At 69.0% G+C, this 23,359-nt stretch carries 18 protein-coding genes and 2 tRNA genes; 5 read left to right on the plus strand and 15 right to left on the minus strand.

Annotated features, from left to right (window positions below):
- Positions 1-12: 12 nt before the first annotated feature.
- From mreC to E0500_RS01350, 6 genes are all read right to left on the minus strand, one after another.
- The gene (gene mreC, locus E0500_RS01325) at positions 13-957 is read right to left on the minus strand and encodes a rod shape-determining protein MreC (protein ID WP_131562960.1); all 945 of its coding nucleotides are present in this window, start codon (positions 955-957) and stop codon (positions 13-15) included.
- Positions 958-1,124: 167 nt separating this feature from the next.
- Positions 1,125-2,144: a rod shape-determining protein gene (locus E0500_RS01330; protein ID WP_131562958.1), complete on the minus strand. Its 1,020-nt coding sequence runs from the start codon at positions 2,142-2,144 to the stop codon at positions 1,125-1,127.
- 654 nt (positions 2,145-2,798) lie between these two features.
- Entirely contained in the window at positions 2,799-3,212 is a 414-nt protein-coding gene (ndk, locus tag E0500_RS01335) for a nucleoside-diphosphate kinase (protein ID WP_131570790.1), read from the minus strand.
- A gap of 99 nt (positions 3,213-3,311) precedes the next feature.
- On the minus strand, positions 3,312-3,695 hold the full coding sequence (locus E0500_RS01340; protein WP_131570792.1) for a DUF4233 domain-containing protein: 384 nt from the start codon (positions 3,693-3,695) through the stop codon (positions 3,312-3,314).
- Between the two features lie 5 nt (positions 3,696-3,700).
- Positions 3,701-5,221, minus strand: coding sequence for a folylpolyglutamate synthase/dihydrofolate synthase family protein (locus E0500_RS01345; RefSeq protein ID WP_131570793.1), 1,521 nt, complete (start codon positions 5,219-5,221; stop codon positions 3,701-3,703).
- 119 nt (positions 5,222-5,340) lie between these two features.
- Complete coding sequence (locus E0500_RS01350) at positions 5,341-7,965, minus strand: valine--tRNA ligase (protein WP_131570795.1); 2,625 nt, start codon at positions 7,963-7,965, stop codon at positions 5,341-5,343.
- A 136-nt stretch (positions 7,966-8,101) separates the two neighbouring features.
- Between E0500_RS01350 and E0500_RS01355 the strand changes: the two genes are divergently transcribed.
- On the plus strand, positions 8,102-9,106 hold the full coding sequence (locus E0500_RS01355) for a hypothetical protein (protein WP_131570797.1): 1,005 nt from the start codon (positions 8,102-8,104) through the stop codon (positions 9,104-9,106).
- A gap of 102 nt (positions 9,107-9,208) precedes the next feature.
- Here E0500_RS01355 and clpX read toward each other — a convergent pair whose 3' ends face one another.
- The 5 genes from clpX to E0500_RS01380 form a co-directional block, all read right to left on the minus strand.
- A complete protein-coding gene (gene clpX / locus E0500_RS01360; RefSeq protein ID WP_131570807.1) occupies positions 9,209-10,495 on the minus strand; it encodes an ATP-dependent Clp protease ATP-binding subunit ClpX in 1,287 nt (428 codons plus the stop codon).
- A 174-nt stretch (positions 10,496-10,669) separates the two neighbouring features.
- Positions 10,670-11,350 carry an ATP-dependent Clp protease proteolytic subunit gene (locus E0500_RS01365; RefSeq protein ID WP_131570798.1) on the minus strand — a complete coding sequence of 227 codons (681 nt, stop codon included), beginning with the start codon at positions 11,348-11,350 and terminating at the stop codon, positions 10,670-10,672.
- 362 nt (positions 11,351-11,712) lie between these two features.
- Complete coding sequence (locus E0500_RS01370) at positions 11,713-12,330, minus strand: ATP-dependent Clp protease proteolytic subunit (RefSeq protein ID WP_165935218.1); 618 nt, start codon at positions 12,328-12,330, stop codon at positions 11,713-11,715.
- Between the two features lie 1,046 nt (positions 12,331-13,376).
- Positions 13,377-14,765, minus strand: coding sequence for a trigger factor (gene tig / locus E0500_RS01375; RefSeq protein WP_131570800.1), 1,389 nt, complete (start codon positions 14,763-14,765; stop codon positions 13,377-13,379).
- 210 nt (positions 14,766-14,975) lie between these two features.
- Positions 14,976-15,052 (minus strand) — tRNA-Pro (locus tag E0500_RS01380).
- A 165-nt stretch (positions 15,053-15,217) separates the two neighbouring features.
- Between E0500_RS01380 and E0500_RS01385 the strand changes: the two genes are divergently transcribed.
- Positions 15,218-15,291 (plus strand) — tRNA-Gly (locus tag E0500_RS01385).
- Between the two features lie 369 nt (positions 15,292-15,660).
- On the opposite strand, the gene E0500_RS01390 is transcribed toward E0500_RS01385, so the two are convergent.
- Positions 15,661-15,855, minus strand: coding sequence for a hypothetical protein (locus E0500_RS01390; RefSeq protein WP_131570802.1), 195 nt, complete (start codon positions 15,853-15,855; stop codon positions 15,661-15,663).
- A gap of 568 nt (positions 15,856-16,423) precedes the next feature.
- Here E0500_RS01390 and E0500_RS01395 point away from each other — a divergent pair.
- Positions 16,424-17,716 carry an acyltransferase family protein gene (locus E0500_RS01395; RefSeq protein ID WP_131570804.1) on the plus strand — a complete coding sequence of 431 codons (1,293 nt, stop codon included), beginning with the start codon at positions 16,424-16,426 and terminating at the stop codon, positions 17,714-17,716.
- Positions 17,717-17,720: 4 nt separating this feature from the next.
- Here the strand turns inward: E0500_RS01395 and E0500_RS01400 are convergent, their stop codons facing one another.
- Entirely contained in the window at positions 17,721-18,125 is a 405-nt protein-coding gene (locus E0500_RS01400; RefSeq protein WP_309505205.1) for a phosphohydrolase, read from the minus strand.
- Between the two features lie 138 nt (positions 18,126-18,263).
- Between E0500_RS01400 and E0500_RS01405 the strand changes: the two genes are divergently transcribed.
- Positions 18,264-19,430 carry a cation:proton antiporter gene (locus E0500_RS01405; protein ID WP_131570805.1) on the plus strand — a complete coding sequence of 389 codons (1,167 nt, stop codon included), beginning with the start codon at positions 18,264-18,266 and terminating at the stop codon, positions 19,428-19,430.
- A gap of 437 nt (positions 19,431-19,867) precedes the next feature.
- Here the strand turns inward: E0500_RS01405 and E0500_RS01410 are convergent, their stop codons facing one another.
- Complete coding sequence (locus E0500_RS01410; RefSeq protein WP_131572232.1) at positions 19,868-21,040, minus strand: PP2C family protein-serine/threonine phosphatase; 1,173 nt, start codon at positions 21,038-21,040, stop codon at positions 19,868-19,870.
- A gap of 191 nt (positions 21,041-21,231) precedes the next feature.
- On the opposite strand from E0500_RS01410, the gene E0500_RS01415 reads away from it, so the two are divergent.
- Positions 21,232-22,461, plus strand: a complete 1,230-nt coding sequence (locus tag E0500_RS01415; protein WP_131572231.1) for a GNAT family N-acetyltransferase — start codon at positions 21,232-21,234, stop codon at positions 22,459-22,461.
- 58 nt (positions 22,462-22,519) lie between these two features.
- Here the strand turns inward: E0500_RS01415 and E0500_RS01420 are convergent, their stop codons facing one another.
- Positions 22,520-23,338, minus strand: a complete 819-nt coding sequence (locus tag E0500_RS01420) for an Fpg/Nei family DNA glycosylase (RefSeq protein ID WP_181586830.1) — start codon at positions 23,336-23,338, stop codon at positions 22,520-22,522.
- Positions 23,339-23,359 lie beyond the last annotated feature (21 nt).

Here is a 23,359-nt window from a genome sequence, read left to right on the forward strand (position 1 = left end):
GGGGTTCAGCTCCTACTGCTCTTGCGGTTGTCCGTCGGTGGGTGCCGCGGCGGACGGTGTGACCGTCACTGTCACGGTCGGCGTGGGCGTGGGCTTCGGCTTGTCCGGCAGGACGGTGTCACGGGGATCCCTGCGGGGCGCCTCGACGACGACACCGACGATGTCGAGCTTGGTGAAGCCGACGTACGGCCTGACGTAGATCGTGCGGGTGAGGTCACCGCCCGACGGATCGACCCGCGACACGACCCCCACCGGCACACCCGGCACGAACGGCTTGTCGGCCTCCGACCCGAAGGTGACGAGCCGGTCACCCTTCTTCACCTTCGCCTTGCCGTTGAGCAGTTCGACGCGCAGCGGCCGGTCACCCTGCCCGGAGGCGAAGCCGAGCTCGTCGGTGGCCTCCATGCGCGTGCCCACGGTGAAGTCGGGGTCGCTGGCGAGCAGCACGGTGGCGGTGTTCGGTCCGACGGTGGTGACCCGCCCGACCAGCCCGTCGCCGTTCAGCACGGTCATGTCCCGCTTGAGTCCCTCTTTGGAGCCGATGTCGATGGTGACGGTCCACGAGAACCCCTGGGCGGCGCCGATGGCGATGACCTCGGCGCCCTTGATGCCGTACTGGCCGTTGGCGGCGGTCTTCAGCATCTTGTCGAGCTGCCTGACGCGGCTTCGGTTGCGGTCGTCGCTGCCGAGCTCGGCCTTCAGCGCGGCGTTCTCCTTCTCCAGCGCGGCGAGCCGGTCGTGCCGTTCGCCGGAGTCACGGATGGCGGAGACGGCGTTCCCGATGGGGTCGACGGCGGTCGAGACCCCGTCCTCGATCGGACCGAAGACCGTGGCCGCGGCTTGCCGGGCACCGTCGACCGGAGAGTCCTCCCCACCACGGATGTCCACCGTGATCAGTGCGAACGCGATGGCGATCAGCAGCACCAGGAGCAGCCGGCTCTCTCGTGTGTCCCTCACGTGCGGCGGCCGTGCCCTTCCTTGTCGGAATGGTCAGTTCGAAAAGCTCACCAAGGGGTCCCGAGCGCGCGGGCACTCACGGGTGTTATGGGGGAGCTTATGCCTCAATATCAACGATCCGCCGTACGAGAGGGGTTCGTCTCGTACGGCGGAACCGAAGTTTTACGTCATCTGCGGGGCTGGGCGTCGAGCACCTGCTGCAACGCCTCGAACTCCTCGACGCACTTGCCGGAACCGAGCGCCACGCTGTCCAGCGGGTCCTCGGCGATATGGATCGGCATCCCGGTCTCCCGGCGCAGCCGCTCGTCCAGCCCGCGCAACAGCGCACCGCCGCCGGTCAGCACGATCCCCCGGTCCATGATGTCGCCGGAGAGCTCCGGCGGACACTTGTCGAGGGTGGTCTTGACGGCGTCGACGATGGCATTGACCGGCTCTTCGATGGCCTTCCGCACCTCGCCCGTGGAGATGACCACGGTCTTCGGCAGCCCGGAGACGAGGTCCCGGCCGCGGATTTCGGTGTGCTCGTCAGAGTCGAGGTCGTACGCCGAACCAATCGTGATCTTGATCTGTTCGGCCGTCCGCTCACCAAGAAGCAGCGAGTACTCCTTCTTGATGTGCTGAATGATCGCGTTGTCCAGCTCGTCACCCGCTACGCGGATGGACTGTGCTGTGACGATTCCGCCGAGCGAGATGACCGCGACCTCCGTGGTGCCGCCGCCGATGTCCACCACCATGTTGCCCGTGGCCTCGTGGACCGGCAGGCCGGAGCCGATGGCCGCGGCCATGGGCTCCTCGATGATGTGCACCTGGCGGGCGCCGGCCTGGGAGGACGCCTCGATGACGGCGCGGCGCTCGACACCGGTGATACCGGAGGGCACGCAGACGACGACCCGGGGCCGGGCCAGATACCTCCGCTTGTGGATCTTCAGGATGAAGTAACGGAGCATCCGCTCGGTGATCTCGAAGTCGGCGATGACGCCGTCCTTGAGCGGGCGCACGGCGACGATGTTGCCAGGCGTCCGGCCGATCATCTTCTTCGCTTCCGCGCCGACCGCGAGGATGCCACCGGTGTTGGTGTTGATCGCGACGACGGACGGTTCGTTGAGTACGATCCCGCGACCCCTGACGTACACCAGCGTGTTGGCGGTCCCGAGGTCGACAGCCATGTCACGGCCGATGAACGACATTGAGTTCCCCATCAGGATTCGTCTGGCCTTCCCAAAGTGGAGCACTGACGGCTTTTCGGGTTGGCGAAGTGGGTGCTGTGACGTGAAGGCTTACATCGTAGTCTCGCCCGCACGGACACTGCGCGAGGGTCTTCGCCATTGTGGGCAGATGATGGGCCGCCTCGCTCGCGCAGACGGTCCATCGGGGGCACGCGTTCCCCCGATCCGCATGCGTATGCCGGGGGAACGGCGAATTTTCCGGGGAGTTGCCTGGTCAGCCGGGGAAGTGGGGCTGACGGAGGATCAGAAATTCGGTGCTTCGGTGTGGGCTGAACGGGTGGGCGGGGCCGCGTCCGGTCCGTCGGGCACGCGGGCGCGATGCCGCACAGCCCTTGTTTTCCTCAAACGCGGGAGGGGCTGGAATGTGCGGGCGAGGCTCTGGTTTTCAGCCCGTCCGGCGTTTGAGGACGAGGCCGTTCAGTCCGATGAACCAACCAACCACCCACCCGCACACCCGCACACAATCCACCCACCCCAGCCACCGAACGGGGGTCTGGGGCGGCAGCCCCCCAGGGATGGGACGGTAGGCGCGGCGGGGGGGGGGCGAGGAAACCCTCGCGCGACCACCGACGGCCCGGCCCCGCACACCGCGGGACCGGGCCGTCGCTGGAAGCGTTACGCGCGGCCGGGGAAGAAGATCTTCACCTCGCGCTCGGCGGACTCCTCGGAGTCGGACGCGTGAATGAGGTTCTCGCGGACGATGACGCCGTAGTCGCCCCGGATCGACCCGGGCGCGGCGGCGATCGGGTCCGTCGGCCCCGCCAGCGCACGCAGCCCCTCGATGACCCGCTCACCCTCCACGATCAGCGCGACCACGGGCCCGGACGCCATGAACTCGACCAGCGGCTCGTAGAACGGCTTGCCCTTGTGCTCCCCGTAGTGCTGCTCCAGCGTCTCCTGGTCCAGCGTGCGCAGCTCCAGCGCAGTGATCCGCCATCCGGCCTTGCGCTCGATACGGCTGATGATCTCGCCGGTCAGCCCACGACGAACGGCGTCGGGCTTGAGGAGGACAAGGGTGCGCTGGCTCACGACGGTGACTCCTTCAATTTCACAAGTGTGCGGAGCTCAGAGGCTACAGGGCGCGCTCGTTGGAGCGTCACACAGCGTCAGGATGCCGTCAGAGCGGCATCAGGAAGCCCCGGCGCCGGTGGACGCCTCCCCCGGCACTCCCTGGGCCGCCGCCCCCTGCGCGGCGAACCGCGCCTTCGCCTCGTCCACCTTCCGCCCGAAGTGGACGGACGCCCACCACAGCGCCGCGAAGACGGCCCCCAGGAAGAACATGACCGGGACGACGAAGCCGGAGGCGATCAGCACGATCTGGAGCGCCCAGCCGAGCTGCACCCCACCAGGTCGCGTGATCAGCCCGCACAGCAGAACGCACAGCGCCATCGCGACACCGCAGACCGTCCACACCGTACTCATGGACAGGTCCGGGTCCTTCATGGCGACCAGCCCGGCGAACCCGATGACGAAGAACTCACCGATCAGCGTCGAAGCACACAGCGTACGCACGGGACTCAGCCCCTCCCCAGCAGCAGTCGGGCCTCGCCCACGGTGATGACGGACCCGGTGACAAGGACACCACCGCCCGCGTACTCGCCCTCCTCCTCGGCGAGCGTGATCGCCGCCTCCAGGGCGTCGTCGAGCCGCGGCTCGACCTGGACGCGCTCGTCCCCGAACACCTCAACCGCGATCGCGGCCAGCTGGTCCGCGTCCATCGCGCGATGGCTGGAGTTCTGGGTGATCACGACCTCGGCGAAGATCGGCTCGAAGGCCTCCAGCAGCCCCCGCACGTTCTTGTCGCCGCTCGCGCCCACGACACCGATCAGCCGGCTGAAGTCGAACACCTCACTCACCGCGTCCGCCGTGGCGCGCGCGCCCGCCGGATTGTGGGCGGCGTCCAGCACGACCGTCGGAGAGCGCCGTACGACCTCAAGGCGCCCGGGTGAGGCGACGGACGCGAACGCCTTGCGGACGGTGTCGATGTCGAGCGGCTCCGGCCGCTGCGAGCCGACCCCGAAGAACGCCTCGACCGCCGCGAGCGCCACCGCCGCGTTGTGCGCCTGGTAGGCGCCGTGCAGCGGCAGGAACAGCTCCTCGTACTCCCCGCCGAGCCCGCGCAGCGTGAGCAGTTGTCCGCCGACCGCGACCTGCCGGCCGACGACCCCGAACTCCAGGCCCTCCCGCGCCACGGTCGCGTCCACCTCGACGGCCTTCTTCAGCAGCACCTGCGCCGCGTCGACCGGCTGCTGGGCGAGGATCACCGTCGCGTCCTGCTTGACGATGCCCGCCTTCTCGCCGGCGATCTCACCGGGCGTGGTGCCGAGCCGGTCGGTGTGGTCGAGGTCTATGGGTGTCACGACGGCCACGTCGGCATCGATGACGTTGGTGGCGTCCCAGCTGCCGCCCATGCCCACCTCGACGACGGCCACGTCCACGGGCGCGTCCGCGAAGGCCGCGTACGCCATGCCCGTGAGCACCTCGAAGAAGGACAGCCGGAACTCCTGCTGGTCGTCCACCATCTCGATGTACGGCTTGATGTCCTGGTACGTCTCGACGAACCGCTCGGCCCCCATGGGGGCGCCGTCCAGGCTGATCCGCTCGGTGATCGACTGGACGTGCGGCGAGGTGTAGCGGCCGGTACGCAGCTCGAAGGCGCCCAGCAGCGCCTCGATCATGCGGGCGGTGGACGTCTTGCCGTTGGTCCCCGTGATGTGGATGGAGGGGTACGACCGCTGCGGCTCGCCCAGCACGTCCATCAGCGCGGCGATCCGCGAGACCGACGGCTCCAGCTTGGTCTCGCCCCAGCGCGTGGCCAGTTCCGCCTCGACCTCGCGCAGGGCCTTGTCGGCCTCGGGGTCCGCCGGCCGCGCGGGCACGTCGGCCCCCGGCGGCCCGCCCTGGGTGCGCAGGGTACGGCTGCCCGCCTCGATCACCGCGAGATCGGGGTCGCGACCCGTCTCGGCCGCGATGATCTCCTCGAAGGAGTCGGCGGGGTCGGGCTGCGCACTGCTGTCGTGCGGGGGGAGCTCACTCACGGGACCAGTCTACGGACGAGCACCGACAGAGGCTTGAGGCGCCCGGCCTCACAGACGCAGGGCCCCCGGAACCTGGTGGCTCCGGGGGCCTTCGGCACCGTACGAACGGCTGCGAACGGCTACGCCTGCGGCAGTCGCTCCAGCTGCGCCTGGATCCGCGTGATGTCCTCGTCCGCCTTCGCGAGCCGCGTGCGGATCTTCTCCACGACCTGGTCCGGGGCCTTCGCGAGGAACGCCTCGTTGCCGAGCTTGGCCGTGGCCTGGGCCTTCTCCTTCTCGGCGGCCGCCAGGTCCTTGGCCAGCCGCTTGCGCTCCGCCGCCACGTCGATCACACCGGAGAGGTCCAGCGCGACCTCGGCGCCCGCCACCGGCAGCGTGGCCGTCGCCGAGAAGCCCTCGCCCTCCTGCTGGAGCCGGAGCAGCTGGCGGATGGCGGCCTCGTGCGGGGCGAGCGCGGTGCCGCCCAGTTCCAGACGGGCCGGGACGCGCTGGCCGGGCTGGAGGCCCTGGTCGGCGCGGAAGCGGCGGACCTCGGTGATGACGGACTGGAGCGTTTCGATCTCCTTCTCGGCCGCCGCGTCCCGGAAGCCACTGTCCTTCGGCCAGTCGGCGATGACGACGGACTCACCGCCCGTCAGCGTCGTCCACAGCGTCTCCGTCACGAACGGGACGACCGGGTGCAGCAGTTTCAGGGTGACGTCGAGGACCTCGCCGAGGACGCGCTTGCTGACCTCGGCCGCCTCTCCGCCCGCCTGGAACGTCGTCTTGGACAGCTCGACGTACCAGTCGAAGACCTCGTCCCAGGCGAAGTGGAACAGTGCGTCGGACAGCTTGGCGAACTGGAAGTCCTCGTAGAACGCGTCGACTTCGGCGACGACGGAGTTCAGGCGGGAGAGGATCCAGCGGTCGGTCGCCGACATCTTCGCCGCGTCCGGCAGCGGGCCCTCGACCGTCGCGCCGTTCATCAGCGCGAAGCGCGTGGCGTTCCAGATCTTGTTGGCGAAGTTGCGGGAGCCCTGGACCCAGTCCTCGCCGATCGGCACGTCGACACCGGGGTTGGCGCCGCGAGCCAAGGTGAACCTGAGCGCGTCGGAGCCGTACTTGTCCATCCAGTCCAGCGGGTTGACCGCGTTGCCGAAGGACTTCGACATCTTCTTGCCGAACTGGTCGCGCACCATGCCGTGCAGGGCGATGGTGTGGAACGGCGGGGTGCCGTCCATCGCGTACAGGCCGAACATCATCATCCGGGCGACCCAGAAGAAGAGGATGTCGTAGCCGGTGACCAGGACGGAGTTCGGGTAGAACTTCGCGAGCGACTCGGTCTGTCCGGGCCAGCCGAGGGTCGAGAAGGGCCACAGGCCGGAGGAGAACCAGGTGTCGAGGACGTCGGTGTCCTGATGCCAGCCCTCACCGGACGGGGGCTCGTCGTTCGGGCCGACGCAGACGACCTCGCCGTTCGGCCCGTACCAGACCGGAATGCGGTGACCCCACCACAACTGCCGGGAAATGCACCAGTCGTGGAGGTTGTCGACCCAGTCGAAGTACCGCTTCTCCATCTCCTGCGGATGGATCTTGACGCGTCCGTCACGGACGGCGTCACCCGCCGCCTTCGCCAGCGGGCCGACCTTGACCCACCACTGCATGGACAGGCGCGGCTCGATGGTGGTGTTGCAGCGCGAGCAGTGGCCGACGGAGTGGACGTACGGCCGCTTCTCGGCGACGATCCGGCCCTCGGCGCGCAGTGCGGCGACGATGGCGGAACGGGCTTCGAGCCGGTCCAGTCCCTGGAAGGGGCCGTGGACGGTGATGACGGCGTGCTCGTCCATGATGGTGAGGGACGGCAGGTTGTGGCGCTGGCCGATCTCGAAGTCGTTCGGGTCGTGGGCCGGGGTGACCTTGACGGCGCCCGTGCCGAACTCGGGGTCGACGTGCTCGTCGGCGACGACCGGGATCGAACGGTCGGTCAGCGGCAGCCTGATGAGCTTGCCGATCAGGTGCTTGTACCGCTCGTCCTCGGGGTGAACGGCAACCGCCGTGTCTCCGAGCATGGTCTCGGCACGGGTCGTGGCGACGACGATGGTGTCGTCCCCCTCGCCGTACTTCATCGAGACGAGCTCACCGTCGTCGTCCTGGTACTCGACCTCGATGTCCGAGATGGCCGTCAGACAGCGGGGGCACCAGTTGATGATGCGCTCGGCGCGGTAGATCAGCTCGTCGTCGTAGAACCGCTTGAAGATGGTCTGGACGGCCTGGGAAAGCCCCTCGTCCATGGTGAAGCGCTCGCGCGACCAGGCGACGCCGTCGCCGAGGCGGCGCATCTGTCCGCTGATCTGCCCGCCGGACTCGGCCTTCCACTGCCAGACGCGCTCGACGAAGGCCTCGCGACCGAGGTCGTGCCGGGACTTTCCTTCCTTCCCCAGCTCGCGCTCGACGATGTTCTGCGTGGCGATGCCGGCGTGGTCCATGCCGGGCTGCCACAGCGTCTCGTAGCCCTGCATGCGCTTGCGGCGGGTGAGGGCGTCGATGAGGGTGTGTTCGAAGGCGTGCCCGAGGTGCAGGCTGCCGGTGACGTTCGGCGGCGGGATGACGACGGTGTACGGCGGCTTGTCGCTCTTCTCGTCCGCCTCGAAGTAGCCCCGCTCAACCCAGCGCTCGTACAGCGGCCCCTCTACCTCGGCCGGCGCGTACTGGGTCGGCAGTTCGGTGCTGGGCGCTGTGGGCTGCTGCTGAGCGTTCTCGGTCACGGGCTCAGTTTAGGGGTGTCACGGGGCAGTCCCGAAACGCGTTTGTTCTGTAACGGTACGCACCCCGGCGCAACGCCCGCTCCCGGTCTGGGCAAGGATGTCAGCGAAACATAAGCATCTGGAGGGGAACCCAGAAATGAGCTACAACCAGCCGGGCCCGTACGGCGGGCAGCCCCAGCAGCCGGGACAGCCCCAGCAGCCGGGGCCGTACGGCCAGCCGGGCCCCTACGGCCAGCCGCCGCAGACGCCCCCCGCGCAGCCCGGCTACGGCTACCCCCAGCAGGCGCCGCCGCCGGCGCCTCCCGCGCAGCCCGGCTACGGGTACCCCCAGCAGGCCCCCCAGGGCACGCCCCCTGGTGTTCCCCCGCAGCAGCCGCCCTACGGCCAGCAGCCCGCGTACGGTCAGCAGGCTCCGTACGGCCAGCAGCCCTACGGGGTTCCCCAGCCGCCGGCCCCCGGTGGCGGCAACAAGAAGACGGGCCTCGTCATCGGCGCGGTGGCCGTCGTGGCCGTGATCGCCGTGGGTGCGTACTTCGCGTTCGGCGGGAGCCGTGGCGGTGGCGGTTCGGACATCGCGGACGACGGGCCGCACAAGCTGACGACGCCGGAGACCGTGCTCACCGAGTACAAGAAGTCCGCCAGCAGCGGCGGCGACGGCATGAGTTCGAGCGACCTGAAGACGGCGGAGAGCTGGGGCATCGCGAACCCCCAGGACGTCAGCGCCAACTACGAGGCGGGCAAGGACAGCGGTAACCCGCTGGCCGGGAAGATGATCACCTTCGGCGGCATCTACGGCGAGATCGAGGACCCGGAGAAGGCGGTCGACGGGTTCTTCGCCATGCAGAAGACGGACGCCGAGAAGGACGTCACCTTCGAGGGCAGCCCGCAGGCGTACACGCCGAGCTCGCTCGACGGCGCCGTCATGAAGTGCCAGACGGCCAAGGGCAAGGCGCCGACCGGGGGTACGGCGGGCGGGCCGAGCGAGCTGAGCATCGTCTACTGCGTCTGGGCCGACCACAGCACGCTCGGTTTTGTGATGCCGATGGAGTACTCGGACATCGCGGCGGGCAAGAGCGCGGACCCGGCCGAGACGGCCGAGACCGCCGCCAAGCTCCGTAAGGAAGTCCGCGTCAAGGCCTGATCCCGCGGATCGGCTGTTCCACTGCGAACTGTTCAACACTGTTCAACTACGAAGGGGCCCCGGTCGGTTGACCGGGGCCCCTCGCTGTCGCACGCGCGGCGACTAGGCCGTCTTCTGCTCCCCCGAACCGCGGCCGCGGGCGTCGCGCGGGATCAGCGTCGGGTTCACGTTCGACAGGACGACGTCCGCCGTGATGACCACGCGGGCCACGTCCTTGCGGGACGGTACCTCGTACATGACCGCCTGGAGGACCTCCTCCATGATGGCGCGCAGGCCGCGGGCGCCGGTCTGGCGGAGGATGGCCTGGTCGGCGATGGCCTCCAGGGCCTCGCGCTCGAAGTCCAGCTCCACACCGTCGAGTTCGAAGAGGCGCTGGTACTGCTTCACGAGCGCGTTGCGCGGCTCCACCAGGATCTGGAGGAGGGCCTTGCGGTCGAGGTTGTGGACCGAGGTGATGACGGGCAGCCGGCCGATGAACTCGGGGATCATGCCGAACTTCACCAGGTCCTCGGGCATGACGTCCTCGAACTGGTCCTTGGATTCGAGCTCGCGCTTGGAACGGATGGTCGCACCGAAGCCGATGCCCTTCGCGCCCGCCCGGGACTCGATGATCTTCTCCAGACCGGCGAAGGCACCGCCCACGATGAACAGGACGTTCGTCGTGTCGATCTGGATGAACTCCTGGTGCGGGTGCTTGCGCCCGCCCTGGGGCGGGACGGAGGCCGTCGTGCCCTCCAGGATCTTCAGGAGTGCCTGCTGGACGCCCTCACCCGACACGTCCCGGGTGATCGACGGGTTCTCGCTCTTGCGGGCCACCTTGTCGATCTCGTCGATGTAGATGATCCCGGTCTCGGCCTTCTTGACGTCGTAGTCGGCGGCCTGGATGAGCTTCAGCAGGATGTTCTCGACGTCCTCGCCCACGTAGCCCGCCTCCGTGAGCGCCGTCGCGTCGGCGATGGCGAACGGGACGTTGAGCATCCGGGCCAGGGTCTGGGCCAGCAGGGTCTTGCCCGAGCCCGTGGGGCCGAGCAACAGGATGTTGGACTTCGCCAGCTCGATGGCGTCGTCGCGGCCGTTCGCCCCGCCGTTCTCGCCGGCCTGGACGCGTTTGTAGTGGTTGTACACCGCGACCGAGAGGGCCTTCTTCGCGGCCTCCTGGCCGACGACGTACCCCTCCAGGAACTCGTAGATCTCGCGGGGTTTCGGGAGCTCCTCCCAGCGGACCTCGCTGGTCTCCGCGAGCTCCTCCTCGATGATCTCGTTGCAGAGATCGATGCACTCGTCGCAGATGTACACACCGGGGCCTGCGATGAGCTTCTTGACCTGCTTCTGGCTCTTGCCGCAGAACGAGCACTTGAGCAGATCGCCGCCGTCACCGATGCGTGCCACGGTGTGCTTCCCCTTCGCCTGGGAGACGCCTAGGTCCAGCGGCTCCTGGTGCTGCCTTATGTCCGACGGTACCTTGCCGGGCCCCACGTTCGGGCCCCCCTTGGCACGGTTCACTTTGACGTGCACCGTGCCAAACCATGCCAAGGGGCGGCAGACGATACTCCCCCACCCGTCCTAGCGGACGGACTCGTTGTTCATTTTCCGGGTCGAGATGATCTGATCGATCAGGCCGTACGAGAGCGCGTCCTCGGCCGTGAGGATCTTGTCGCGCTCGATGTCCTCGCGGATCTTGTCGATCGGCGTGGTGGAGTGCTTGGCCAGCATCTCCTCCAGCTGCGAGCGCATCCGGAGGATCTCGTTGGCGGCGATCTCCAGGTCGGAGACCTGGCCGCGGCCGGTCTCGCTGTACGGCTGGTGGATCAGCACGCGGGCGTTCGGCAGCGCCATGCGCTTGCCGGGCGTACCGGCGGCCAGCAGGATGGCGGCGGCGGAGGCCGCCTGGCCCATGCAGACCGTCTGGATGTCCGGCTTCACGAACTGCATCGTGTCGTAGATGGCCGTGAGCGCGGTGAAGGAACCGCCCGGGCTGTTGATGTAGACCGAGATGTCCCGGTCGGGGTCCATCGACTCCAGGCACAGCAGCTGCGCCATGACGTCGTTGGCGGAGGCGTCGTCGATCTGCACGCCGAGGAAGATCACGCGCTCCTCGAAGAGCTTCGCGTACGGGTCGTACTCACGCACGCCCTGGGAGGTGCGCTCGACGAAGCGCGGGATGACATAGCGGGACTCGGCCGTGGGGCCGCTGTACTGGGCGCGCGCACGGTCGTAGAGGCCGCTGCCGGGGAAGTCGTTCACTGTGTCTCCTGGGAGCCTGAGAGGGGCTGAGGCGGTCGGCTGGGGGTCTGGGGCCTACGGGGGCGCCGGGGTGCTGGTGCGTCGCCGCGCGCCGTCGTACGGGGCCGCGGTCCACTCGCTTCCATCGTCGTACGTCGCCTCGGTGATCGGCATCGGGACCGGAACCGGGAGCGGGTTGCCCCGCGGTCCCCATCCGTTTTCCCGACCCGTTTCCCGATCCGTCGTCCGTCGTCGTACCTGGTCGCGTGGGAGCGGTTCCGTTGTACGGCTCGTACCGCCTGTGCGGTCTGTACGGTCCGTACGGCTGCGCGGAGTCGTGCGCCGGTGTGCGGTGACTCCGGCGCGCGCCCGGCGTGCGCCGGTTACGCGGCCCCGGTGCCGCCGCCGCCCGGCAAGCTGGCGGCGTGGGTGATGACGTCGTCGATGAGGCCGTAGTCCTTGGCCTCGTAGGCGTCGAACCAGCGGTCACGGTCGGAGTCGCGGGTGACCTGATCAACCGACTGGCCGGTGTGGTGCGCCGTGAGCTCGGCCATGCGCTTCTTGGTGTGCAGCAGCCGCTCGGCGTGGATCTTGATGTCGGAGGCCGAGCCGGCGAGGCCGGCGGAGGGCTGGTGGATCAGGATCTCGGCGTTCGGCAGCGCGAAGCGCTTGCCCGGCGTGCCCGCGCTGAGCAGGAACTGGCCCATGGAGGCGGCGAGGCCCATGGCGATGGTCACCACGTCGTTCTTGATGAACTGCATGGTGTCGTAGATCGCCATACCGGCCGTGATCGAGCCGCCGGGGCTGTTGATGTACAGGTTGATGTCCTTGTCCGGGTCAGCGGCAAGGAGCAGCAGCTGTGCGGTGATCTTGTTCGCGATATCGTCGTCGACCGGCTGGCCGAGGAAAATGATCCGCTCGCCGAGCAGCCGGTTGTAGACCTGGTCGCCGAGGCCACCGATGGAAGGCTCGCCGGCGGCGGAGGGCATCAGATTCGTCACGTAATCCACCTGCTCGTCTTACGACGGCGCCGGGCCGTCTCACGTCTTCTGCTGGGGCCTGGGACCCCGTGCGCGCCCCTGTCGGGGCTGCTCCGGGGACTTCCCTGCCCTCGTATTCATGGACCCTAACGCGCGGGTCCCTCCGGGGAATCCCGCAGAGGGAACTGTTCGCTGTCAGCGCATGCGCTCCGCTGGGTCGGCGGTTGGCGGGGCTCGCCCAGGCTGTGAGTGGCCCTCCGCCCCGGGCCCCGCCACGGGGCTCCGCCCCGGGCCCCGGGCCGCCGGGTTCGTCTGCCGGGTTTCTGTCGGTGGGCGGCTGCGGGTGCGTTGTGGCTGGTCGCGCAGTTCCCCGCGCCCCTGAATGCACAGGCTCGCCCGAGCCCAGCAGGGAACCGTGCCGCACGTCGACCGCATCGCCCACGCACTGCCAGCCCTGCCCTTACCCGCCCGCACACCAGTACCACCAGCAAACACCGGCCCCGCCGCACCACCGGCACCACCGGCACCACCCGCACCGGCAGCCATGTCCGCGCCCTTCCGCGCATCGGCAGCCGTGCCCGCACCCGTCCGCGCACCGCCAGCCGAAACCGCACCCGTCCGCGCACCGCCAGCCGTAACCGCGCCCCCGACGCGCCCGGCAGCCGCGTACGCGCGGCAGGGGGTGTGCCGGGAGGTGTCCGCCCGCAGCGGCCGGCGTCCGCCGCCGAGCACATACGACACCCCACAGACCCGCCGGACCGAGGACGGAGACCTCCCGGCGCGCCCCCGACCCACGAACAAACGCGTAGGCGCCCAAGCCACCACGGCGGGGCAGCCACGCACGCACCCGTCCACGGGCAAACGCGGAGGCGCCCGGGTCACCCCACCACCGGGTCGTGCGCACGCACACGTACACGGCACACGCACCCGCCCCGCAGGAAAGCGCCGAGGCGCCCGGCCCGCCGCCGAGACCGCGCGGCACAGGCCCATGGGAACGCCGACGGGCCCCGAGGCGCGCTGGTGCGGCCTCGGGGCCCGTCAGGGGTGCTTCACGGGTGCCGTGGAGGTCAGGCCTCCGGCTTGGTCTCCGGCTTCGCCTCGGCCGGGGTCTCGGCGGAACCCTCCGCAGAGCCCTCCGCCTCCTCCTCGTCGTCCAGGTCCACGATCTCGCCGTTGGTGTCCTTGACCGTCGTGGCCTCGACGACCAGGGCCAGGGCCTTACCGCGGGCGACCTCGCCGACGAGGAGCGGAACCTGACCGCCCTCGACGACCGCCTGGGCGAACTGGTCGGGAGACATACCGGAGGAGGCGGCACGGCGCATCAGGTGCTCCGTCAGCTCCTCCTGGTTGACGTTCAGCTTCTCCCTGGAGACCAGCTCGTCGAGGACGAACTGGGTCTTGATGCCCTTGACCGCGGCCTCGCGCGTCTCCTCCTCGAACTCCTCGGCCGTCTTGCCCTGGAGCTCCAGGTACTTGTCGAGGGTGAGGCCCATCTGGCCGAGCTGGTGGTGCTCCAGGTTGTGCTTGCGGGTGTTGATCTCGTCCTCGAGCAGCTTCTCGGGGACGGGCACCTCGACGAGCTCCAGCAGCTTCTCCAGGACGCGCTCCTGAGCCTGCGTGGCCTGGTCGTACTGCTTCATGTTCTCCAGGCGCTTACGGCTGTCCGCCCTCAGCTCCTCCAGCGTGTCGAACTCGGACGCGAGCTGCGCGAACTCGTCGTCCAGCTCGGGCAGCTCCCGGGCGGCGACCTGGGTGACCTTGACCGTCACCTCGGCCTCCTTGCCGGCCGCCGAGCCGCCCTTGAGCTCGGAGGCGAAGGTGGCCTCGCCACCGGCCTCCAGGCCCTTCACGGCGTCGTCGATGCCGTCGAGCAGCTCGCCGGAGCCGATGGTGTAGGAGACGCCGTTCGCGACGCCGTCCTCCAGCACCTCGCCCTCGACCTTGGCCTCCAGGTCGATCGTCACGACGTCGCCGTCCTCGGCGGCACGCTCGACGGGGGACGTCGAGGCGAAGCGCTCACGGAGCTGCTCGACCGACTCGGCGATGTCCTCGTCCGTGACCTCTACGGCGTCGACCTCGACCTCGATGCCGGAGTAGTCCGGGATCTCGATGGTCGGGCGGATGTCGACCTCGGCGGTGAAGTTCAGCGTCTCGCCGTCCTTCAGCTCCGTGATGTCGACCTCGGGCTGGCCGAGGACGTTCAGCTCGGCCTCGTTGACCGCCTCGGTGTAGAGCTTCGGAAGCGCGTCGTTGACGGCCTCCTCCAGCACGGCGCCACGACCGAACCGCTGGTCGATGACCCGGGCCGGGATCTTGCCCTTGCGGAAGCCCTTCACCGTGACCTGCTGGTTGATCTTCTTGTACGCCGCGTCGAGGCTGTCCTTGAGCTCCTCGAAGGGCACCTCGACAGTGAGCCGAACCCGGGTCGGGTTCAGGGTCTCCACGGCGCTCTTCACGGTTCGGTCTCCTTGTGGCTGACTTCTTGGATTTCTGCTGCTCGCTGCTGCCGGTACGGATGACCGGGCGGAGCCTCAGCGGATTCGCGGGCCCTGAGAGACGTAACGGTGCAGACACACGGGCGCGCAGCTTGCATAGTAACCGCAGGCGGTACGCGCCCCAAAAGGAGAGCTTGACGCTCCGGGCTCCCCGTGGCGGGTTCCGGCTGGTGGTCGGGGTGGCGGGATTTGAACCCACGGCCTTCCGCTCCCAAAGCGGACGCGCTACCAAGCTGCGCCACACCCCGTCTGGTGCGACACGTAGGGTACATGCCCACAGGCAGTGCGGCTGCCGCATTTCCGGAGCACCGGTTGCACGCCGGTGCGACCGGGAAACGGGGTGTGCGGTGAGGGCACCGGACCCGCTACGATGCCTCCTGTGCCGCGGTCACCTGACCTGCGGCGCGACCTGTGCGGGCGTAGCTCAATGGTAGAGCCCTAGTCTTCCAAACTAGCTACGCGGGTTCGATTCCCGTCGCCCGCTCCACAGGGACGAGGCCCGGGCTGGAGATCGAAAACTCCGCTCGGGCCTTGTTCATGCGTTGAGCCTGATCAACCCGTCGTTCAGGGCAGGAGAGCCCGCGGCCGGCCCCACGTCATGCGGGTGAGCGAGTCGGCCCTACGTGTCCACGACGGGGCGGTGAGGGCACCGCCGACCGGTGGCACACCGCCCGTGGACGACCTCAACGACCTGGACAACCTGTACGACCTCGACGACCTCGATCGAGAGCCGGCGACCGGAGTCCGAGCGCGCGAGGTTTGGCGACGCGTGTGCCGTCGGTGCCGAGGCGGTCCTCGGTGCGGTGACCGCCCGCCGCCGACGGGTCCGAGACGCGCAGCGCCATCCCCGTAACGTCTAGAACTGAATCGAGTTGACGGTCTCAGCTATGGAGTTGAGGAACCGCTGGATGTCGTCGGCCATGCCGGTCGAGGCAAGGAAGAAGCCGAAGAGTATGGCGACGACCGCAGGTCCGGCCTTGAGGTTCCCCCCTCTTATCAGCACCACAAGGATGATCGCCAACAGCAGCACCACTGACAGCGAAATGGCCACAACTCATCACACCCTCGGTCGGTCCGCTCACCCGGCCCGGGAGTGCCGGCCCCGCACACCCCCGTCGGAACCATCGTGCCACCAACCCGGCCCACCTATGCGGCTGGTGAGCCAACGTTGGCCGGTCCCCGTACTGGACCTGCGCATCCCCGTCCCCAACAGCCACACGCCGCACGGCAATTCGAGGTGCCATCCGCAGTCGAATTCAGAGATGATCGTTTCGATGCACACACATCCTGTTCGCAGTTAATTCGAATTGTTGCCACAGGCACACCAAGGAGCCCGCGAAAGCGGACATTTCACCAGAGTCGCCCGCGAACGTTATGCACCATTTAGTCCGGAAGAATGAGGACAGAAGGGCAGTAAACGGCATGCCTGCGGTCCGGAAATCGGCGCGTAACCCTTCCTCAAATCCCGGGTACTCGGGGGGTAATGCAGGATTCACGTCGAGAGTTTTACTAAATCGCACAGCCAACGCTAGGGTGCCTCAGATGTTTACCGCTGCCTCGACCTCCGCACGCGCAGCGAGTACCCGGACCACTCCCCGGACTTCCCGGCGGGAGGGTCTGTGACGAACTCGCTGCGACCGCACGGCCCCAGGGCGTCACTCCCCCCGGCTCAGCAGTCGACGGACGACACACCGGGCCCGAGCTCCCCCAAGATCGCGCGGCCGGACGCCAGTGCCGCCGCGCCGGACGCCAGACCGGTCAAACAGCGCGACGCGTTCTTCGACAACGCCAAGTACCTGGCCATCGTGCTCGTCGCGGTGGGCCATGCCTGGCAGCCCCTCACCAGCCAGAGCCGCGCCGCCGAGGCGCTCTACATGCTCGTCTTCACGTTCCACATGCCGGCGTTCATCGTCATCTCCGGTTACTTCTCGCGCAGTTTCGACATGCGCCCCGACCGGCTCCGGCGCCTGATCACCGGAGTCGCCGTCCCGTATGTGATCTTCGAGGTCGCGTACTCCCTCTTCAAGCGCTGGGCCGATGACGACCCGGGCCACCCGATCAGCCTGCTGGACCCGTGGTACCTCACCTGGTTCCTGATCGCGCTGTTCGTATGGCGGCTGACGACCCCGCTGTGGAAGGTCGTGCGCTGGCCCGTGCCGATCGCGCTCGCCATCGCCGTGCTCGCCTCCGTGTCGCCCGACATCGGCGACGACCTGGACCTCCAACGCGTCCTGCAGTTCCTGCCGTTCTTCGTCGTGGGTCTGGTCATGAAGCCGGAGCACTTCCAGATGATGCGGCGCCGCGAGGTGCGGATCCTGGCGGTACCGGTGTTCGCGGCCGCACTGGCGGTGGCGTATTGGGCGGCGCCGCGCATGAACTCGGCGTGGTTCTACCACCGTGACAGCGCTCAGGAGCTGGCTGCCCCGTGGTGGGCCGGCATGGTCATGACGCTCGCGCTCTTCGGCTGCTCGATGGTGCTTACGGTCTGCTTCTTCGCCTGGGTGCCACGCCGCAAGATGTGGTTCACGGTGCTCGGCGCGGGCACGCTGTACGGCTACCTGCTGCACGGCTTCCTCGTCAAGGGGTCCCGCTTCTGGGGCTGGTACGACACCTACGACTGGGTCTACCAGCCGGTCGGCGAGATCTTCGTCACGTTGCTGGCGGCCGCGATCGTCACGGTGCTCTGCACCCCGCCGGTACAGCGGATGTTCCGGTTCGCGATGGAGCCCAAGATGGAGTGGGCGTTCCGGCGGGACGCGGCAGAGCTGGCACGCGAGCGCGGCAAGTCCGGCAGCTCCGACAGGGCCGGTAGGACCGGCCAGTCCGTCAGGTCCGGCCCTAAGGCCGACAGGACCGGCTCCGAAGCCGGTAAGGCCGATTCCATGGTCGGTAAGGCCGACTCCAAGAGCTGACCGTTCAGCTCCCTTCACCCTTTGCCTCCTCGGCCGTCAGGCCGAGGAGGCTTCGCATGTGTGCGTACTTCTTCTCCAGCCGGGCGCGGGTTGCCTCGTCGAGGGCCGAGAGCCGGGCGGGGTCGGCGTTGTGCGCCAGGTCGGCCTCCTTGACCAGCAGGGCGCCCGGGGTGGCCAGGATGCGCGCGGCGTACGCCTGAGGGGCCTCGCCCGCCCGCTTGGTGAGTGCCCGCACGACGCTCTTCGTGCGGTCCGTCAGTGCGGCGCCGCGCAGCCACTCCTCCGACAGTGCCTCGTCCTCCACCGCGTCGTGCAGCCAGGCCGCCGCGATCTGCTCCTCGTCGCCGCCGCGGGCACGCACGCCCTCGGCCACGGCCTGCAGGCGGGCTTCAGTCTGCTGGCTGTGGATAACTCTGCTCGCTTCGGAATACTTTGGTAAAGTAACTATTGACGCGTTCTTGACGCTTCCTTTGCTGCATTTGCCATACCAGCCCGACTGGTCGAACTGGAGGACGAGCCCATCGGACACGCAGACACCCTCATCGCCATGGGCGGCGCTTTCCTCGCCGCCGCTGTCCTCGCACGCCTCGGCGGGCGCATAGGACTACCCACCATTCCCCTCTTCATCCTGGCCGGGATCCTGCTCGGCCCGCACACCCCCGGCGTCGTGCTCGTCTCGGACCCGCACGACATGGAGATGCTCTCCGCGCTCGGCCTGGTGCTGCTCCTCTTCTACCTGGGCCTGGAGTTCCACCTGGACGACCTCAAAGCGGGCGGACGCCGCATGGCGCTCGCCGGAGGCACGTATCTCGCGCTGAACGTGGGCGCGGGCCTGGCCTTCGGTTTCGCCCTCGGGTGGGGCACCTCCGAGGCGCTCGTCCTCGCCGGAGTGCTCGGCATCTCGTCGTCCGCGATCGTCACCAAGGTGCTGGTGGACACGGGGCGGCTCGGCAACCCGGAGACCAAGCCGATTCTCGGGATCATCGTGGTCGAGGACATCTTCCTCGCCCTGTATCTCGCGGCCTTGCAGCCGATCCTGTCCGGGGCGGACTCCCTGTCGTCGGCGGTGCTGGACGCGGGCAAGGCGTTCGGGTTCCTGCTGCTCCTCGCGCTGGTGGCGCGTTTCGGGACACGTGTGATCGGGCGCCTCTTCTCCACGCGGGACGACGAGCTGCTGGTGATCTCCTTCCTCGGGGCGGCGGTGTTCGTGGCCGGGGTGTCGGAGTGGTTCGGGGTGGCGGACGCGATCGGGGCCTTCATGGTGGGCCTGATGCTGGGGAGTACGGCGTCGGGGGCGCGTATACGCAAGCTCGTGCATCCGCTGCGGGACGCCTTCGGGGCGATCTTCTTCTTCGCGTTCGGTCTGTCGATCGATCCCGGTGATCTTCCGACGGTGTTGTGGCCGGTTCTCGCGGCGGTGGCCGTGACGCTGGCGATGAATGTGCTGGCGGGGCTGGGGGCGGCGCGTGTGTACGCCTTTGGGCCGGGGCCCGCGGCGAACATCGCCACGACGTTGCTGGCGCGGGGAGAGTTCGCGCTGATACTCGCGACGATGGCGGCTGCTGCGGGGCTGGATGCCCGGTTGTCGCCCTTCATCGCCGGCTATGTGCTCCTGCTGGCCGTCCTGGGTCCTCTGACAGCGGTCCGGTCGCACTGGTTGGCGCGGGTTCTTCCAGGGCGTCGGGAGACCAGGGTGTCCGAGTTGGTGGGTTAGTTCGAGTCGGTGGGGTAGGGGGCGGGGGTTTGGGGTGCGAGGCGGCTGCTGGGTTCCCTGGGGTTTTTCTCGCCCCCGCCGCCCCTCCCCGTCCCGTCCCCAGGGGCTCCGCCCCTTCGACCCCGCCAAGGGGGCTACGCCCCCTGGACCCCCAGAAGCGGGGCCGCGCCCGAGCACCGCGAGGGCAGAGGCTTGTCCCCTGCACTCCCAACACCGAGGCAGCCCGCCCCTGGCCCCTAGGGGGCTTCCCCTGCACCCCGCGCGGGGCCGCGCCCCGGGTCCGCGCTTCGGGGCTCTTTTCTCGCTCGCTCTTCCGGGCTCCGCCCCGGACCCCGATTCGGGGGCCGGCCCCCGAACCCCCGCTCCTCAAACGCCGGAGGGGCTGGGATGTGCGGCCTCCCTGCCCAGGCAGCCCACAGGGGCGGTAGACCTCCGGGTCAGCGGGGGGCTGTGGTGCCCTCTCGGGAGATCAGGAGCAGGGCGCGGTCGTCGTTCACGTCTCTGGCCACCGCTTCGATGAGGTGCCAGGCGGCGCCGTGGAAACCACCGGCGACATAGCGGTCGGCCTCGCCCGTGAGTCGGTCGATGCCTTCGACGATGTCGCGGTCGGAGGTCTCGACGAGGCCGTCCGTGAAGAGCATGAGGACGTCGCCAGGGCGGAGAGAACCCTTGACGGGGTCGAACTGGGCGCCGTCGTAGACCCCGAGGAGAGGGCCCTCCGCGACCTTCTCCTCCCAGCGGCCGCTGCCCGCGCTGAGCTGGAGCCCCGGCGGGTGCCCGGCGGAGAAGAGTTCGTAGTCGCCCGAGTCCAGGTCCAGGACGAGGTGGATCGAGGTCGCGAAGCCCTCGTCCCAGTCCTGGCGGAGGAGGTAGCCGTTCGCGGCGGGGAGGAAGGCATGGGGTGGGAGCGATCCCAGGAGGCCGCCGAAGGCGCCGGAGAGGAGTAGCGCGCGTGAGCCCGCATCCATACCCTTGCCCGAGACGTCCGTGAGGACGACCTCCAGCGTGCGGCCGCCGTTCGTGCGGGCCGCGACCACGAAGTCGCCCGAGAAGGACTGCCCTCCCGCAGGCCGCAGCGCCATCTCCCGGTGCCAGCCGAACGGCAGCTGCGGCAGCTTGCTCTGCACCCGGATCCGTTCCCGCAGGTCGAAGAGCATCGTGCCGCCCCGCCGCCAGGGCACACCGACCCGGCTGCGGAACTGGGCGATGAGGAGGCCGAAGAAGCCGCAGGCCGCGACGACCAGCACGATGCCCGGTGTCACCCGGGACGGGCCCTCCGTATACGGTCCGAGCTGCACGGACTCGACTATCAGCGCGGTCGCGGCAGCCGCGTACAGCGCCAGCAGGCTGGCCGGGCGCAGCAGCAGGCCGCCCGCGACGATCGGGAGGACGAGGACCGCCGGGGACACCCACACCGAGTTGGCCATCGTGCACGCGGCGATCAGGGGGATCGTCAGCATCAGACCGGCGAGCGCGACCCAGTCGGAGCCGTCCCCCCGGAAGTAGTCGACGGCGGATTTACGCACGCCGGTGCGGACCCGGTGAGCCATTTTCCTCAACCGGGCCGTGAACGTCTCGGCCTCCGCGCGCCGCTCTCGTCCTGCTGCCATTGTTCGGGACCCTATCGATCGGACCAGCTCTTGTGCACAGGAGGTCCTACTTGTCCCCCTTCCGAGGGCCGGTTCACGACGAATCTCACACAGATCCCACACGAGGAGACACCACGGACCGGGCCGTGGTGTCTCCGACAGTCGGGCGAAAATCGTTCGACCGGCCCGGATTGTCCTGGTAGGCATGGCGTATGGCGACTGACTTGCGGGTGCTGCGGAAGGCCGACTGGAACGCCTGGTACGGCAACTTCATCCGGGCCTTCGGCGGTGTGGCCGAGTCGTCCGAGGAGCGTGAGCTGTGGCACGACCTCACGGAACACAACCGCACCATCGGCGCCTGGGACGGTGACCAATGCGTGGGCACGGCGGGCGCCTTCACCTTCCGGATCACGGTCCCGGGCGGCGCCTTGGTGCCGGCCGCGGGCATCACGATGGTGAGCGTCGCGGCCACCCATCGGCGGCGCGGACTGCTACGGGCCATGATGCGGCGGCAGTTGGACGACATCCGCTCCTGGGGTGAGCCCCTCGCCGTACTGACCGCCTCGGAGCCCGTGATCTACGGCCGGTTCGGCTACGGGGCCGCCACGTACCAGTCCAACGTCGAGGTGGACACCACCCGCGTACGGCTGTTCGTGCCGCCCGGCACCGACGAGGTGCGCCTGCGGTACGCGCCGCCGGCCGAGGTGGTCGACGCGTGCGAGGCGGTGTACGCACGGCGAGTGCCGGAACGGCCGGGCATGCTGGCGCGGCAGCCCGGCTGGGAGCGGTTGGGGCTGCTGGATCCGGAGAGCGACCGGAACGGGCAGTCGCCGCTGCAGTGCGTGGTGGCCGAGCGGGGTGGGGAGGTCGTGGGCTACACCCGCTTCCGCATCAAGGGCGACTGGGACCAGTCGGGTGCCCGGAACGTCGTACACCTGCGGGACCTGGAGGCCCTCGACCCGGCCGCGCACGCGGCCCTGTGGCGGTTCCTCTTCGACATCGACCTGACGTCGAAGGTCGTCGCGTACGGGCGGCCGGTCGACGAGGCGTGGCTGCACATGGTGTCCGACATCCGGCGCTGTCAGGTGCGGATACGGGACACGCTGCACCTGCGGCTCGTGGACGTGGGCGCGGCGCTTCAGACGCGGACGTACCAGGCGCCGGTGGACGTGGTGTTCGAGGTCGAGGACGCGTTCTGCCCCTGGAACGAGGGGCGTTGGCGGCTCATCGGTGATACGAAGGGCGCGAGCTGTACGCGGACGGACGACCCCGCTGATCTCGCCCTGTCCGTACGGGAGTTGGGAGCGGCGTATCTGGGCGGGGTGAGCCTGGCGTCGCTGGCGGCGGCCGGGCGGGTGCGGGAGCTGCGGCAGGGTGCGCTTGCGGAGGCGTCGGTGGGTTTCTCTTCGGCTGTGGCGCCTTGGTTGCCGCACGGGTTCTGAGGGACGCGGATTCGCGGATTCTGGTACGTGGTCGCGGTGGATTCGGGTCTGCCGCTTGTCAGTTCTGTTGGCAGGTCGGGCACCAGAAGAGGTTGCGGGCGGCGAGATCGGCGGTGCGGATCTCGCCGCCACAGATGTGGCAGGGCAGCGTGGCCCTGCGGTACACGTACACCTCGCCACCGTGGTCGTCGACGCGAGGCGGTCGGCCCATGGCTTCCGGGGTGTGTTCCGGGCGGACGGTGTCGATGCGGTTGTTGCGCACGCCCTCGCGCATGAGCTCGACCAGGTCGGCCCACATCGCTTCCCATTCGCCCGGGGTGATGTGCTTTCCGGGGCGGTACGGGTCGATGTTGTGCCGGAAGAGGACCTCGGCGCGGTAGACGTTGCCGACGCCCGCGATGACCTTCTGGTCCATGAGGAGGGCGGCGATCGTCGTACGGCTGCGGGAGACGCGGCGGTACGCGGCTGACGGGTCGGCGTCCGGGCGGAGGGGGTCGGGGCCGAGGCGGTCGTGTACGGCCTGCTTCTCGGGGTTGGTGATCAGCGCGCAGGTGGTGGGGCCGCGGAGGTCTACGTACGTCGTGTCGTTCGCGAGGCGGAGGCGGACCGTGTCGGTGGGTGGGGGTGCGGGGGCGGGGCCGAAGGCGACCTTGCCGAAGAGGCCGAGGTGGATGTGGATCCAGTCCCCGATGGCCTCCGGGCCGAAGCGGAGGAAGAGGTGCTTGCCGTGGGCTTCGGCGGTGGTGAGTTCCGTGCCGTCGAGGAGGGCTGCGGCGTCGGTGAACTTGCCCTGAGGGCTGGTGACGCGGGTGGCTCCGCCGGTGAAGGCCGCGGCGTAGTCCTGGGCCAGGCGGTGGATGGTGTGGCCTTCCGGCATGGGGGTGTCTCCGGGGTGTGG

The organism is Streptomyces sp. KM273126, assembly GCF_004337435.2.
GTDB classification, from domain to species: Bacteria; Actinomycetota; Actinomycetes; order Streptomycetales; family Streptomycetaceae; genus Streptomyces; species Streptomyces acidicola.